A 14,098-nucleotide genomic window follows, 5' to 3' on the forward strand; every position below is an offset into this window, starting at 1 on the left:
GCCTTCCTTACGGCTTGGGCAGCGCGCAGCCGGCCCGGTTCAGGTCGATCCGGTTGCCGCTGCCGATGCACGGCACGATGCCGTAGGTCTGCTGGGCGTAGTTGATGCCCTCGCGGACGGTGACGGTGCCGTTCTCGTCGACCTCGCACGGGTTGTTGTCCGTGCACTGCTGCCCGTCCTCGTTCCCGGTGTTGTTGACGGCGACGACCTTGCCGGTCGCGTCGTTGATCACCGGGGACCCGGACGTGCCGCCGATGGTCTGGCAGGCGGAGGTGTAGCGGACCGAGTCCTTCCAGGTCCAGACGCCCTCCTTGAGGCGGTACGCGAACCCGTCGACGGCGCAGCGGTAGGTGCGCTTCCAGTAGCCGGACGCGACCGTGACGGCAGTGCCCTGCGCCGGGCGCGCGGCATCGAGTTCCAGGGCCTTGATGCCGTAGGAGCTCTCGATCTGGGCGTAGGTACGGGTGAGCTGGTACAGCGAGACGTCGGTGTCCGTCATCGTCCCGTACGCGATCTTGCTGGCCCGCAGGGTGCCGACACCGCTGCCCGCCGCGTTCAGCAGCGTGAAGCTGCGGGTCGAGGCCCGGTTGAGCACGACCTCGCCGGGATCGGGGAAGCCGGTCTCCAGGCAGTGCCCGTTGGACAGCACGAGGGCCGGGTCGCCGGGCAGTGAGGACGGCGCACGGACGACCGAGCCGGAACAGTTGCTGAGCGCGACCGTCCCGGCGAAGCCGACCGCCTTCACTCGGACTGCGGCGGCGTCCGGACCGGCGGCCGCGGTTGCGGGTGCGATGCCCGCACCGAGGAACAGGACAGCAAAAAGCGCGCCGACGAGAGGCTTGTTCATGTGGGGGTCCCCTCCAGATGTGCCAGTAACCGGAGTTCTTCCGGTTTTTGACATGCGCATGTTTGCGCACGGAGGGAATTCCGACAAGGGGCGAAATCAAGCCGCCGGACGGATCAGCGCACCGAGCCCACCGCCTGCACCGCGCGGGCCTTCCTGGCGACAGGCCTGCCCAGGAGGACCCCCGCCAGCACCAGGACCAGCCCGCAGAGCTGGCGCACCGTGAGCACCTCGCCGGCGATCACCGTGCCCAGCAGGACGCCGGTCACGGGATTGAGCAGGCCGACCAGGCCCACCGTCGCAGCGGGCAGATGCCGCAGACCGGCGAACCAGGCGGCGAAGGCCAGCGCCGTCGCCACCACGGAGACGTAGCCGAAACCGAGCAGGGCAGGTCCGTCCAGGTGCGGCGGCGCCCCCTCGACGACGACCGCGAACGGCAGCAGCAGAAGCCCTCCGGCGATCAGCTGCCAGGACGTGGAGGCAAGGACGTCCACCTCGCCGCCCCACCGTTTGGCGAGGATGTAACCCAGGGAGGACAGGAGCATGGCAGCGACGGAAGCGATCACGCCCAGCGGCGCGACCGAGGCCGCACCCGTGAGGAGCATGAGCGCCACTCCCCCGGCACCGATACCCGCACCGGCCAGATGCCGCACGTGCGGACGCTCCGCGACCAGCCCCCAGGCGATCATCATCATGACCATCGGCGAGGTCGCCATGATCGTCGAGGCCAGGCCGGTGGGAAGCACCTGGGCGGCGACGTACACCAGGGCGAAGAAGACGCCCGTGTTGAGAAGTCCGAGAACGGCACTGCGCCACCACCACGACCCGTGCGGCAGCTCCCTGCGTACGGCGAGGAGGAGCAGCCCCGCGGGCAGCGCCCTGATCGCGGCGCCGTACAGCGGGTCCCCGGCAGGCAGGTACTCATGGGTGACGAAGTAGGTCGTGCCCCAGGCCACGGGGGCGATCGCCGTGATCAACGTCCAGCGCACACCGGCTTCCATGGAAGCTACTATAGCTTCCAAGGAAGCTATAGTGATGTCATGCAGGAGCACTCCGAAGCACCGCTCGACCACGTAGCCCGCATCCAGGCCGAGTGGGCCCGCGAACGCCCCGACCTCGACGTGCGGCCGCAGGCCGTGATCGGGCGGCTGCACCGGCTGGGCGCGCTGCTCACCGAGCAGCTCTGCGCCGTCTACCGGCGCCACGGCCTGAGCGAGGGCGAGTTCGATGTGCTGGCCGCTCTCCGGCGCGCCGGTGAGCCCTACGAGCGGGCCCCGGGGGAGCTGGCGGCACACACCATGGTCACGACCGGCGCCATGACGAAGCGGATCGACCGCCTGGAGCGCGACGGCCTCGTCACCCGCCGCCGCTCGGCGGCCGACGGCCGGGGGCGCGTCGTCGCACTCACCCCGGCGGGACGGAACGTCATCGACCAGGCGTTCAGCGCGCACATGCGCAACGAACGCGGCCTTCTGGACGCCCTGTCCCCCGAGGAGGCCGCGCAGCTGGAGACCCTGCTGACCGCCTGGCTGTCCCGCGTCGAGCCCCCGGGGTCCGGCGCCTGACCCGCCCGACGGTGCGACGGGGCTATGACCGGTAGTAGGCCTCGATGGGAACGCGTGCCTCGTCGAACAGTGCGGGGCCCTCGTGCGTCACCGTCGGCCAGGCCCCCGACTCCGGGTTGAGCTCGACGAGTTGCTCGGTGGAGAGCGCGTAGACGACCCGGCCGAGTCCGGAGCGTACGAGGCCGCCGGCACACATGCCGCACGGCCGGCAGCTGGTGTACAGGGTGGTGCGTGCGGCCGTGCCGGGGTCGAGTTCACGGGCGGCCCAGCGGGCGAGCTTCAGTTCCGGATGGGCGGCGATGTCGTTGTCGCGCCGCACGGTGTTGTGAGCTTCGATGAGGACCGTGCCGTCCGGGCCGGCCAGCAGGGAGCCGTACGGTGCGTCGCCCAGGGTGACGGCCTGGGCCGCGATGCCGATCGCGCGCCGCAGGAGCTTCACGTCGTCAGGGGTGATCACGATGGTGTCCTCCGGTGGGTTGCCACGGCGGCAAGCGCCTGCCAGGCCGCGTCGGGCCGGCGGGTCTCTTCCGGGTCGCCGTGATAGGGGTCGAGCACGACGGTGTCGGCGCCGAGCCGGTCGAGCTGGTCGAGATCGTCGAGGATCTGCTCGAGGGTGCCGACCCCTGCGAGCCGTTCGGGGCCCTCGACCGGTTCGGTGGTCACCCGCAGGGCGATGCGTGGCGCGAATGCCGGCAGCGAGTGGCCGGCCACGGCGTCCCGCATCCAGGCAAGGGTGCCCCGCAGCGGGTGCCAGGCGTCGCCGTACCTGACGGCGCGCCGGATCGCGGCCTCGCTGTTGCCGCCCACCCAGATGGGGACACGGCGTGCCGCGTCGCCCTCGGGCGTCGAGCCCCAAGCGGTCCGCAGGGCCTCCAGGTACTCGTCGGCCAGTCTGCCGCGCGCGGTGAACTGCACACCGAGCGCTTCGTATTCCTGACGCGCCCATCCGATGCCCACTCCGAGCACGAGCCGGCCGCCGCTGAGCTCGTCGAGGTTGGCGGCCATGCGCGCCACCAGCAGGGGATGCCGATAGGGCAGCACGAGCACGGTCGTTCCCAGCCGCACCCTGGTGGTGAGGCCTGCCAGCCAGGACAGCGTGGTGAACGGTTCGTAGAACGGCTCCGGGTAGCGCTCGGCCACATCCGGGGTGACGGCCACGTGATCCGACACCATGAGGAGGTCGAGGCCGAGTCCCTCCACCGTCCGCGCCCACTCGCGCAGCACACCAGGATCGGTGCCGGGACCGAAGTTCGGTACGTTGACGCCTATATGCATGCTGCGAAGCTATCCCGGGGATCATCGAGCGAGGAATATGTTCTTCCCTGTTGTACCGCCCTTCTCCCGTGGTTCTGCCGGTAGATTCGCCACATGACCGTAAATCTCGACGATGTCGACTGGGCGATCATCGACCATGTACAGCGGGAGGCACGCATCACGCTCAGTGAGCTGGGGCGGCGGGTGAACCTCAGTCCGTCCGCCACGACCGAGCGGGTACGGAACCTGGAGACACTGGGGGTCATCACCGGCTACCACGCCATGATCGACCTCACCAAGGTCGGCTACCCCGTGCTCGCCGTCGTCCGCCTGAAGTATCCGGGCAACCACCACCAACCGCTGCACAAGCTGCTCGCGGAGCGCCGGGAGATCCTCGAGTGCCTGCGCACGACAGGGGACGACTGCTACACCCTGAAGGTGGCCGCGACCTCCATGGCGCATCTGGAGACGCTCATGGACGAGCTGGCCGGCTTCGGCAGCACGAGCACCAGTGTCGTCTACAGCCAGACACTGCCGACCCGCGGACCCGTCAGGCCCTGACCGGCAGCCGGCCGACACGCGGGCCGCGTTCCCCGTATCTCCTGTGCCGTCATGGCATTGGAGAAACCTCTGAGGTGTCTGCGTAGTGTCGATGCATGACACTCGACCTCGACGCCTACTTCGCCCGCATCGGCTGGTCCGGGGAGCGCCGCCCCACACCGGAGGTGCTGCGGTCCGTGCACCGCGCCCACACGCTGGGCATCCCGTTCGAGAATCTGGAACCCGTCCTCGGCAGTGCGCCCTCCCTGGCGATCCCCGACGTGGAGGCGAAGCTCGTCCGCAGCGAACGCGGCGGGTACTGCTACGAGCACAACACCCTCCTCACGGCCGCCCTGACCCAGCTCGGCTTCCGGGTGACGCTGCTGACCGCACGGGTGGTGCTGGGCGCCGCACCCGGCGACATCAGGCCCCGTACGCACATGCTGATGAAGGTGGAAGCGGAGAACGACCCCACCGATCCCACCGCTCCCACCGTCTTCCTGGCCGATGTCGGCTTCGGCTCGAACGGGGCCCTGCTGGAGCCCATCCCGCTGATCGTGGACGCCGAACTGCACGACACCCCCCGCCGCCACCGGCTCGTGCACGCCCCCCACGACGGACCCCTGGAGCTGTGGGAGCTGCAGACGGACAAGGGCGGGGTCTGGGAACCGCAGTACGAGTTCACTCTGGAGCCGTTCGAGGCTCCGGACTTCGAAGTCATCAACTGGCACATCGCGACCAATCCGCGCTCGCCGTTCCGGCAGGCGGTGTACGCCCAGCGCACCCTGCCCGGCTTCCACCTGGCCCTGTCCGGCCGCACCCTCGTCGAGACCGCCGACGACGGCACGGTCGTGGAACGGGAGCTGAGCGACGCGGCCGAGGTCCTGCGCGTCCTGGCCGACGACTTCGGTGTACGGCTCCCCGAGGGGACCGTCCTGCCCGGGTGAGCCCGACGGGTGGCGCATCTCACCCGGCCCCGTCCGTCACGCCCGCATTCCAAGCCCCACCGCCGCCCCGACCGGCCCATCCCACGGTGGCCGGCCGTGGGCGGCATGCCGATGGAAGACGGGACGGACCGGCGTACCGCCCCGGAGGGAGCAACCCGCCACCGAACTCCGCGCACCGCGCGAAACACGGCCGTAAGCTCGCAGACATGCAGGTCATCCAGTCCACGAAGCTCTCAGGCGTCTGTTACGAAATCCGCGGCCCCGTGCTCGAGGAGGCCATGCGGCTCGAAGCAGCAGGTCATCGCATCCTCAAGCTCAACACCGGCAACCCCGCCGCGTTCGGCTTCGAGTGCCCGCCCGAGATCCTCGAGGACATACTGCGCAACCTCGCGGGGGCGCACGGTTACGGCGACGCGAAGGGCCTGCTGTCCGCGCGCCGCGCGGTGATGCAGCATTACCAGACCAAGGGGATCGACCTCGACGTCGAGGACGTCTACCTGGGCAACGGCGTGTCCGAGCTGATCCAGATGTCGATGCAGGCACTGCTCGACGACGGCGACGAGGTGCTCGTACCCGCTCCCGACTACCCGCTGTGGACGGCCTCGGTCTCGCTGGCCGGCGGCACGGCCGTGCACTACCGGTGCGACGAGCAGGCCGACTGGATGCCCGACCTCGCCGACATCGAGCGGAAGATCACCGACCGCACCAAGGCCATGGTGATCATCAACCCGAACAATCCGACGGGTGCGGTCTACGACGACGAGATGCTGCGCGGGCTGACCGAGATCGCCCGCCGCCACAACCTCGTCGTCTGCTCCGACGAGATCTACGACCGGATCCTGTACGACGGCGCGACCCACACCCCGACCGCCGCCATCGCCCCCGATCTGATGGTGCTCACCTTCAACGGGCTCTCCAAGAACTACCGGATCGCCGGCTACCGCTCCGGCTGGATGGCGGTCTGCGGCCCGAAGGCGCACGCCACCTCGTACATCGAGGGGCTCACGATCCTGGCCAATATGCGGCTCTGCGCCAATATGCCGGCCCAGCACGCGGTGGCCACCGCGCTCGGCGGACGGCAGTCGATCAACGAACTGGTGCTGCCGGGCGGACGGATCCTGGAGCAGCGGGACACCGCGTACGACCTGCTGACGCAGATTCCCGGCGTGACCTGCGTGAAGCCGAAGGGGGCCCTGTACCTCTTCCCGAAGCTCGACCCCAAGGTCTTCAAGATCAAGGACGACCGGCAGATGGTGCTCGACCTGCTGCGGGCCGAGAAGATCATGGTGGTGCAGGGCACGGGGTTCAACTGGCCGGAACCCGATCACTTCCGGGTCGTCACCCTGCCGTCGACCAAGGACCTGACCGACGCCATGACCCGGATCGGGAACTTCCTGGACGGCTACAGCCAGCCCTGAGACCGGGTACGGGACCTTGCGGCCGGCCCACTCTCCGGATTGCCCACAACTTTAGACTGAATCCAAGCTAGGATGGCCTTACAGCAACACCAGGAGGCCATCCATGTACGAGCCGATCCGCACCAAATCGGTCCACACACCGGCCGACGACGCCGATTTTCCGCACCGCACCCGTGAGGAAGAGCTGGACATCCAGCTCGCAGGCCATCTGGCCGCACTCCTCGCCGTCACCGACGAGCTGGGGCTGGGCACCGCGGGCGACCGCATCGCCGAGCAGGTGGCCCGGCTCCGCGGGACACCGCCCACCCGATACGCCGGCCTGAGCGACGCGCCCGCGGCCGCTCTCCACCGCCGCGCCCACGCCCTCGCGGGCCGCGCCCTGGTGGTTGCCGCGTCCCGCGCCGACACGGCCGTGGCGATCCTCTCGGCCGAGCGGATGGACGCGCACACCGCCGCGATGCCGCACTCCGCCACGGCGAAGCAGTCGGCCACGGCGACGGACTCCACCACCACCACCGCGTCGGACTCCACCGCGCCGCCCGAGCTGGTCGGCGCCCTCTGACGGCCCCGGTCCACGGGTCGCGAAGACGCGTGGACCGGGTGCCACTTCCGTGAACCTGCGCCTGACCTTGCGTAAGGAGTTCTTCGCCGGGCGACGGCTGATCTCCCCGGGATGGCCGGCCACCGCGCAGTCCGACGCACGGGCGGCGTGAGGCCCCGGAACCACTGGGTTCCGGGGCCTCACGCGTACGGGGCCGGCGGCCGGGAGGGCTAGGCGGCGCGGATGCGTACCGTCACAGAGGCTGTCGAGGCGCTGTGCAGGTCGTCGCCCGCGTAGGCGACGGTGTAGACGACCTCGCCCCGCGCGGAGGGCAGGTCGTTGATCCGGAAGGTGCCGTCGGCCGCGACCGCCGCCGAGGTCAGTGTGCCGGTGCCCCGCTTGTCGGTGCGCTGCACGGACAGGGTGATGCCCGCGGGAAGCGCCCTGCCCTGGCCGGTGAGGGTGCCGGTGATCTCCAGGCTCTGGTTCTTCTTCCCCTCCGCCGGGGCGGTGAGCGTGATCGCCGTCGGCGCCCTGTCCACAGTGACGGCGAGGGTGACGTCCTCGGCCGGGCGGTGGGTCACATCACCCAGGAACGAGAGCGTGTACGTGGCGTCTCCGACCAGCGAGGGGACGTCGAGGACCGTGAACGAGCCGTCGGCGTCCACCTCCACGGCCGCCAGCTTGCGGTCGCCGTTCGCGTCGTGGCGCACGGCCGCAACCTTCACCGGCTCGGCCGGGGCGGGCCCGTCGAGCTCCAGCCGCCCCCGGATTCCCAGGGGTTCACCCACGACCGCCTGGCCCGGTGTGGTGGAGAGGGCGCCCGTGAAGCGGGAGTCGTACTGGGCCGCGGGCGGCTGGATCACGTGCAGCCAGTAGGAGGTGCCCGAGGTGTCGGTGGTCACGGCGAAGAGCCGGGAGCCGTCCTTCGACCACCCGAGACCGCGCGGGGCGATCCGGGCGCCGTCGAGTTCGCCCTCGAAGGCGAACTCGGACGCCGTGGTGCCCTCCTCCGGGTCCGCCTTCTGGATCAGCAGGTCGGGCACGGAACCGGACGCGGTGGCGCCCCGCGCGATGTACTCTCCGTCGCCGCTGAACGCCACGGCGGCCGCTGTCGCCCCCTCCGGCAGCGACCGGTAGGGCGTGGGGGCGTCGGACAGGTCGGCGGCGTCGAGCAGCCGGGTGCCGTACGCCGCGTCGGCGACCGCGACCCGGTTGCCGTCCGGCGAGAGCGCGAGGTCCTTGAGGTCGAGTCCGCCCGCACCGGCGGCGTCCGCGAAGCGGCGCTGCGGTCCGCGGACGAGAGTGTCTCCGGTGCTGTCGAAGGTGGTCAGGTAGGGGTCGGGTCCGGCCGTGCTCCGCGTCTGGCCCATGACCAGAGTGCCGGGCGCCTGGGGCGCCGTGGCGAAGTACAGCTTCCCGGTGCCCTCCCAGCCCGTCGCGGTGGGTGAGCCGAGGGTGCTGCCGTAAAGGTAGCTCCGGTACTGGTCGCACCCACTGGCGGTCGGCGTCTCGGTGTGCCACACCTTGCCGCCCGAGTAGGCGACCTGACGTCCGCACTCCCCCCAGTAGACGGTGGAGGTGTGGGTGGTCTTCGCGTACGTCTCGGTGTCGTACGCCGCGATCCGGCCCATCTCGGACACGAAGAGCTTGGCGCCGTCCGCGGAGAGCGCCATGCCGCCGACGGCGCCGCTCGTACTCGTCAGTGTGGCGACCTGCTGGCCCTGGAAGTTGTAGACGAGCACCGACGACTTCGTGTTCAGCGAGCGGGTGTCGTCACTCACGTAGACGCGCTCGTGCTCGGAGTCGACGACCATCGAGGAGAAGGACGAGATGGGCAGCTTGGCCACATCGTCGTCGGCCGCCTGGGCGGCGGGTGCCGCGAGCACCGTCAGACCCGCACCGGCGAGTGCGAGCGCGACCGGTGTCGCGATGCTGCGTCTTTTCTGCCCTGACCTGTTCAACTGCGTCCCCCCACAGGGTTGTCGGCGCCCGCAGCTCCCCGCGGGCGCCCCGTGAGGGCCATGCAACTGTTGTGAAGAGAATGTGCGCAAGGAGTTGGCGATACGCGGGTGTTCCTATGGAAAAGGGACGACCCCCGGAGCCATGAGGGGGCTCCGGGGGCCTGGGGCGTGTTCGTGCACGTCCCTACCGCGGCGGGCGGTTGACCCCACAGGTCAGGGCGGATGTCGGGAGCCCGGCCGCGGGGATCGAGGGGGCGATCAGCCCAGGCGCTGCACCAGCGCCCGGTACTCGTCCCACAGCTCCGTCGGCGTGTGGTCGCCGAAGGTGTTGAGGTGCTCGGGGACCAGCGCGGCCTCTTCGCGCCAGACCTCCTTGTCGACGTTGAGCAGGAAGTCCAGATCGGACTCGGAGAGGTCCAGGCCCTCGGTGTCCAGGGAGCCCTTGGCCGGCAGGATGCCGATCGGGGTCTCGACGCCCTCGGCCTTGCCCTCCAGGCGCTCGACGATCCACTTCAGGACACGGCTGTTCTCGCCGAAACCGGGCCACACGAACTTGCCCGCCTCGTTCTTGCGGAACCAGTTCACGTAGTAGATCTTCGGGAGCTTGGCCTGGTCCTTGTCCGCGCCGACCTTGACCCAGTGATTCATGTAGTCGCCCATGTTGTAGCCGCAGAACGGCAGCATGGCGAACGGGTCGCGGCGCAGCTCGCCGACCTTGCCCTCGGCGGCGGCGGTCTTCTCGGAGGCCACGTTGGCTCCGAGGAAGACACCGTGCTGCCAGGTGAAGGACTCGGTGACCAGCGGGACGGCGGAGGCGCGGCGGCCGCCGAAGAGGATGGCCGAGATCGGCACACCCTTCGGGTCCTCCCACTCGGGCGCGATGATCGGGCACTGCCCGGCCGGCACGGTGAAGCGGGCGTTCGGGTGGGCGGCAGGCGTACCGGACTCGGGGGTCCAGTCGTTGCCCTTCCAGTCCGTGAGGTGCGCGGGAAGCTCCTCGGTCATACCCTCCCACCACACGTCGCCGTCGTCGGTGAGCGCGACGTTGGTGAAGACGGAGTTGCCCCACATGGTCTTCATGGCGTTGGCGTTGGTGTGCTCGCCGGTGCCGGGCGCGACACCGAAGAAGCCGGCCTCAGGGTTGATCGCGTACAGCTGGCCGTCCTCGCCGAACCGCATCCAGGCGATGTCGTCGCCGATGGTCTCGACGGTCCAGCCGGAGATCGTGGGCTCCAGCATGGCGAGGTTGGTCTTGCCGCAGGCACTCGGGAAGGCGGCGGCGACGTACTTGCTCTCGCCGCCCGGCGGCGTGAGCTTGAGGATCAGCATGTGCTCGGCGAGCCAGCCCTCGTCACGCGCCATGACGGACGCGATGCGCAGCGCGTAGCACTTCTTGCCCAGCAGGGCGTTGCCGCCGTAGCCGGAGCCGTACGACCAGATCTCGCGGTCCTCGGGGAAGTGCGAGATGTACTTGGTGGAGTTGCACGGCCACGGAACGTCCTCCTGGCCCTCCTCCAGCGGCGCGCCCAGCGTGTGGACGGCCTTGACGAAGAAGCCGTCGGTGCCGAGCTCGTCGAGGACCGCCTGGCCCATGCGCGTCATGGTGCGCATCGAGACGGCGACGTAGGCGGAGTCGGTGATCTCGACGCCGATGGCGGAGAGCGGCGAGCCGACGGGGCCCATGCAGAACGGGACGACGTACATCGTGCGCCCGCGCATGGAGCCGCGGAAGACGCCCTTCTCACCGGTGAAGATGTCCCGCATCTCGGCGGGCGCCTTCCAGTGGTTCGTCGGGCCCGCGTCCTGCTCCTTCTCGGAGCAGATGAACGTGCGGTCCTCGACGCGGGCGACATCGCTCGGGTCGGACGCGGCGTAGTACGAGTTCGGACGCTTGACCGGGTCCAGTTTCGTGAAGGTGCCCTTGGCGACGAGCTCCTCGCACAGACGTTCGTACTCGGCCTCGGAGCCGTCGCACCAGACCACACGGTCCGGCTCGGTGAGGGCTGCGATCTCGTCTACCCAGGAGACGAGCTCCTGGTGCTGGGTGGGAACAGTGAGGGGAGCCGCGATGTCGCGCGCCACGATCGCTCCTTGTCGAGGGTGTCTGTTGAAGGTGCCCCGTGGGGGCTGCGACCCGGATGCTTACCCCTTCGATTTCCCCTGGCGCTCATCCGGTGCCGACCGCACTCATTTGATCATCCGACCATCGCGCCCATATGTCCAGAGGGCCGCCCACGTGAGCATCGCCACTCGGATTCGTTACCTACGGTTGCGTAGGTAGCATGCGGACATGACTTCTGCCGCCCCCGCGTCCGGACCCGTCGTTCTCGATGACCCCGTCCCCGAGAAGCCACGGATGCGCGGCTGGCTGCACGCCGGAATGTTCCCTGCGGTGGTCATCGCGGGTATCGCCCTGATCGCCATGGCCGGGAGCACGCGCGCGCGGGTCGCCTGCGCGATCTACATCGCGAGTGCCTGCCTGCTGTTCGGCGTGAGCGCCGTCTACCACCGAGGCACGTGGGGCCCGGTCGGCGAAGCCGTGCTGCGCAGGCTCGACCACGCCAACATCTTCCTGATCATCGCGGGCACCTACACCCCGCTGACCCTGCTCCTGCTGCCCGATTCCACCGGGCAGCCGCTCCTGTGGGCGGTGTGGGGGGCCGCGGCGGCCGGCATCGCCTTCCGGGTGTTCTGGGTCGGCGCACCGCGCTGGCTCTACACCCCCTGCTACATCGCCATGGGCTGGGCCGCGGTGTTCTTCCTGCCCGACTTCATGCGCACCGGTGGCGTCGCGGTCCTCGTCCTCGTCGTCGTCGGCGGGCTGCTCTACAGCGCGGGCGGCGTCATCTACGGCCTCAAGCGGCCGAACCCCTCGCCGCGCTGGTTCGGCTTCCACGAGGTGTTCCACTCACTGACGCTGGCCGCGTTCATCGTCCACTACGTCGGCATCTCACTCGTCGCCCACCAGCACGGCTGAGCAGTCCCGCCGGCGTCAGCCGCCCAGCTTCCCGGCCAGCTCCGCCGCGTCCGTCGTCGGCGCGTCGCAGACGAAGTGCCGGCACACGTACGCGGTGGGCACCCCGCCCACCAGCGGCCGGTCCACCAGCAGCGGGAACTCCGTACCGGCGTCGGCGACCTCGCCCGCCGCGACGACCGCACCCGGCGCCCTGCCCAGCAGCGCGGTCCGGTGCAGCTCTCCGCCGACCGGCCCGGCGACCGCCACCTCGCGCGGCCCGTCCAGCAGCGCCTCGGCGACGGCGAGCCCCCAGCCGATGAACCGGGGGGCCTTCGGCCCGAGCGCCTTCACGACCCCGAGCGCACCCTCGGCCGCCGTACGGTGCGCCTCGGAGCCGGTGTGCGCCGCGTACGAGAGCAGCGCTCCCGCGGCCGCGGTCCAGCCGGCCGGAGTCGCGCTGTCGGTGGGGTCCTGCGGGCGGCGGATCAGCTGCTCCGCGTCGTCGGCGGTGTCGTACAGCTGCCCGTTCTCGCCCGTGAACCGCTCCAGGACGATGTCCAGCAGAAAGCCCGCGAACTCCAGCCAGACGCCCTCGCCCGTGACGGAGGCGAGCGCCAGGAAGCCCTCCGCGACATCGCCGTAGTCCTCCAGGACCCCGGCGTTGTCCCCCGCGCGGCCGTCCTTCGACGTACGGCAGAGGCGGGCGACGGGGCCCATGTGGACCCGTACGAGCAGGTCGGCGGCCTCCGTGGCCCGGTCGACCAGATCCGGCCGGCCGAAGTACGCACCGGTCTCGGCGAGCGCCGCGATCGCCAGCCCGTTCCAGGCGGCGACGATCTTGTCGTCGCGTTCCGGCCGCACCCGCAGCTCACGCGCCGCCATCAGCCGGGCCCGCACATCGGCGACCCTCCCCCCGTCCTCCGGCGCCGCGGTCGGCGGCAGCTGCAGGACGGAGGCACCCTCCTCGAAGGTGCCCTCCTCGGTGACCCCGAAGTGCTGTGCGGCGAAGACGGTATCCGCCTCGCCCAGCACCTCGCGCAGCTGCGTGGGTGTCCAGACGTAGAACGCGCCCTCGACATGCCGCCCGTGCGCGTCCTCGCTGTCGGCGTCCAGCGCGGAGGCGAAACCACCCTCCGCCGTCCTCAGCTCGCGCACCATGAAGTCGGCGGTCTCCAGGGCCACCCTGCGGGCCAGGTCCGAGCCTGTGGCGCGCCACAGGTGGGCGTACACGCGGCACAGCAGCGCGTTGTCGTACAGCATCTTCTCGAAGTGCGGTACGACCCACTCCCGGTCCACCGAGTAGCGGGCGAAGCCGCCGCCGAGCTGGTCGTAGATCCCGCCGCGCGCCATGACCGCGCAGGTGTCCTCGGCCATCTGCAGGGCGCCCTCGGCCCCCGTACGGGCATGGTGGCGCAGCAGGAACTCGATGACCATGGACGGCGGGAATTTGGGCGCGCCGCCGAAGCCGGCGTGCTTCTCGTCGTACTCCCGGGTCAGCCCGAGCAGCGCCTGGGCCAGCTCCTGCTCGCCGGGCACGCCCTCCCCGCCGTGCGACAGGGAGCGGCCGGCGAGGTCCCGGACGATGCGCCCGGCCACCTCCGCGACCTCGTCCCGGCGGTCGGTCCACGCGGCCACGACCCCTTCGAGCACCTGGTGGAAGGACGGACTGCCGTGGCGGGGCTCCGGCGGGAAGTACGTGCCGAAGTAGAAGGGTTCGGCCTCGGCGGTCAGGAACACGGTCATCGGCCAGCCGCCCTGGCCGGTCGCGGCCTGCACGGCCTCCATGTACACGGCGTCGACGTCGGGCCGTTCCTCGCGGTCGACCTTCACCGGCACGAAGTGCGCGTTCAGATAATCCGCCACCGACGCGTCCTCGAAGGACTCGTGCGCCATCACATGGCACCAGTGACAGCTGGCGTATCCGACGCTGAGCAGCACCGGAACGCCTCGCCTGCTCGCCTCCTCGAACGCCTCGGGCGACCACGGCCACCAGTCGACGGGATTGTCGGCGTGCTGGAGGAGGTACGGGGAGGTGGTCTGCGCAAGTCGGTTGGCCATGCCCCAATCCT

13 protein-coding genes are annotated in these 14,098 nt (G+C 70.3%); 6 read left to right on the forward strand and 7 right to left on the reverse strand.

Annotated features, from left to right (window positions below):
• Nucleotides 1-7 precede the first annotated feature (7 nt).
• Nucleotides 8-847 (reverse strand): serine protease, encoded by an 840-nt coding sequence (locus ACFWBQ_RS22810; protein ID WP_385491968.1) that lies wholly within the window; start codon nt 845-847, stop codon nt 8-10.
• A 113-nt stretch (nt 848-960) separates the two neighbouring features.
• Nucleotides 961-1,845 carry an EamA family transporter gene (locus ACFWBQ_RS22815; protein WP_385491971.1) on the reverse strand — a complete coding sequence of 295 codons (885 nt, stop codon included), beginning with the start codon at nt 1,843-1,845 and terminating at the stop codon, nt 961-963.
• Nucleotides 1,846-1,884: 39 nt separating this feature from the next.
• Between ACFWBQ_RS22815 and ACFWBQ_RS22820 the strand changes: the two genes are divergently transcribed.
• Nucleotides 1,885-2,409 carry a MarR family winged helix-turn-helix transcriptional regulator gene (locus ACFWBQ_RS22820; protein WP_385491974.1) on the forward strand — a complete coding sequence of 175 codons (525 nt, stop codon included), beginning with the start codon at nt 1,885-1,887 and terminating at the stop codon, nt 2,407-2,409.
• Between the two features lie 22 nt (nt 2,410-2,431).
• Here the strand turns inward: ACFWBQ_RS22820 and ACFWBQ_RS22825 are convergent, their stop codons facing one another.
• Together ACFWBQ_RS22825 and ACFWBQ_RS22830 are read right to left on the reverse strand one after the other, a co-directional pair.
• A complete protein-coding gene (locus ACFWBQ_RS22825) occupies nt 2,432-2,866 on the reverse strand; it encodes a nucleoside deaminase (protein ID WP_385491976.1) in 435 nt (144 codons plus the stop codon).
• Nucleotides 2,863-3,684 carry an LLM class flavin-dependent oxidoreductase gene (locus ACFWBQ_RS22830; protein WP_385491979.1) on the reverse strand — a complete coding sequence of 274 codons (822 nt, stop codon included), beginning with the start codon at nt 3,682-3,684 and terminating at the stop codon, nt 2,863-2,865. The genes ACFWBQ_RS22825 and ACFWBQ_RS22830 overlap by 4 nt, the downstream gene beginning before the upstream one ends.
• 93 nt (nt 3,685-3,777) lie before the next feature.
• Here ACFWBQ_RS22830 and ACFWBQ_RS22835 point away from each other — a divergent pair, with 93 nt between their 5' ends.
• From ACFWBQ_RS22835 to ACFWBQ_RS22850, 4 genes are all read left to right on the forward strand, one after another.
• Nucleotides 3,778-4,224 (forward strand): Lrp/AsnC family transcriptional regulator, encoded by a 447-nt coding sequence (locus ACFWBQ_RS22835; RefSeq protein ID WP_385491982.1) that lies wholly within the window; start codon nt 3,778-3,780, stop codon nt 4,222-4,224.
• Nucleotides 4,225-4,319: 95 nt separating this feature from the next.
• Complete coding sequence (locus ACFWBQ_RS22840; protein WP_385491985.1) at nt 4,320-5,150, forward strand: arylamine N-acetyltransferase; 831 nt, start codon at nt 4,320-4,322, stop codon at nt 5,148-5,150.
• 206 nt (nt 5,151-5,356) lie between these two features.
• On the forward strand, nt 5,357-6,568 hold the full coding sequence (locus ACFWBQ_RS22845) for a pyridoxal phosphate-dependent aminotransferase (protein WP_385491988.1): 1,212 nt from the start codon (nt 5,357-5,359) through the stop codon (nt 6,566-6,568).
• Nucleotides 6,569-6,671: 103 nt separating this feature from the next.
• Nucleotides 6,672-7,130: a hypothetical protein gene (locus ACFWBQ_RS22850; protein ID WP_385491991.1), complete on the forward strand. Its 459-nt coding sequence runs from the start codon at nt 6,672-6,674 to the stop codon at nt 7,128-7,130.
• Nucleotides 7,131-7,339: 209 nt separating this feature from the next.
• Here the strand turns inward: ACFWBQ_RS22850 and ACFWBQ_RS22855 are convergent, their stop codons facing one another.
• Entirely contained in the window at nt 7,340-9,073 is a 1,734-nt protein-coding gene (locus tag ACFWBQ_RS22855) for a YncE family protein (protein WP_385491993.1), read from the reverse strand.
• A gap of 258 nt (nt 9,074-9,331) precedes the next feature.
• Nucleotides 9,332-11,155: a phosphoenolpyruvate carboxykinase (GTP) gene (locus ACFWBQ_RS22860; RefSeq protein WP_385491995.1), complete on the reverse strand. Its 1,824-nt coding sequence runs from the start codon at nt 11,153-11,155 to the stop codon at nt 9,332-9,334.
• A 208-nt stretch (nt 11,156-11,363) separates the two neighbouring features.
• On the opposite strand from ACFWBQ_RS22860, the gene ACFWBQ_RS22865 reads away from it, so the two are divergent.
• The gene (locus tag ACFWBQ_RS22865) at nt 11,364-12,050 is read left to right on the forward strand and encodes a hemolysin III family protein (protein WP_385491998.1); all 687 of its coding nucleotides are present in this window, start codon (nt 11,364-11,366) and stop codon (nt 12,048-12,050) included.
• Nucleotides 12,051-12,065: 15 nt separating this feature from the next.
• Here ACFWBQ_RS22865 and ACFWBQ_RS22870 read toward each other — a convergent pair whose 3' ends face one another.
• A complete protein-coding gene (locus ACFWBQ_RS22870; RefSeq protein ID WP_385492001.1) occupies nt 12,066-14,087 on the reverse strand; it encodes a thioredoxin domain-containing protein in 2,022 nt (673 codons plus the stop codon).
• Nucleotides 14,088-14,098: the final 11 nt, after the last annotated feature.

Source organism: Streptomyces sp. NPDC060035, from assembly GCF_042736635.1.
Lineage (GTDB): Bacteria > Actinomycetota > Actinomycetes > Streptomycetales > Streptomycetaceae > Streptomyces.

What these genes read in the sequence shown, in the direction of transcription:
- ACFWBQ_RS22870 (WP_385492001.1), bottom strand. Translation starts at nt 14,087, where the DNA reads ATGGCCAACCGACTTGCGCAGACCACCTCCCCGTACCTCCTCCAGCAC.
- ACFWBQ_RS22845 (WP_385491988.1), top strand. Translation starts at nt 5,357, where the DNA reads ATGCAGGTCATCCAGTCCACGAAGCTCTCAGGCGTCTGTTACGAAATC.
- ACFWBQ_RS22830 (WP_385491979.1), bottom strand. Translation starts at nt 3,684, where the DNA reads ATGCATATAGGCGTCAACGTACCGAACTTCGGTCCCGGCACCGATCCT.
- ACFWBQ_RS22865 (WP_385491998.1), top strand. Translation starts at nt 11,364, where the DNA reads ATGACTTCTGCCGCCCCCGCGTCCGGACCCGTCGTTCTCGATGACCCC.
- ACFWBQ_RS22810 (WP_385491968.1), bottom strand. Translation starts at nt 847, where the DNA reads ATGAACAAGCCTCTCGTCGGCGCGCTTTTTGCTGTCCTGTTCCTCGGT.
- ACFWBQ_RS22840 (WP_385491985.1), top strand. Translation starts at nt 4,320, where the DNA reads ATGACACTCGACCTCGACGCCTACTTCGCCCGCATCGGCTGGTCCGGG.
- ACFWBQ_RS22835 (WP_385491982.1), top strand. Translation starts at nt 3,778, where the DNA reads ATGACCGTAAATCTCGACGATGTCGACTGGGCGATCATCGACCATGTA.
- ACFWBQ_RS22815 (WP_385491971.1), bottom strand. Translation starts at nt 1,845, where the DNA reads ATGGAAGCCGGTGTGCGCTGGACGTTGATCACGGCGATCGCCCCCGTG.
- ACFWBQ_RS22820 (WP_385491974.1), top strand. Translation starts at nt 1,885, where the DNA reads ATGCAGGAGCACTCCGAAGCACCGCTCGACCACGTAGCCCGCATCCAG.
- ACFWBQ_RS22850 (WP_385491991.1), top strand. Translation starts at nt 6,672, where the DNA reads ATGTACGAGCCGATCCGCACCAAATCGGTCCACACACCGGCCGACGAC.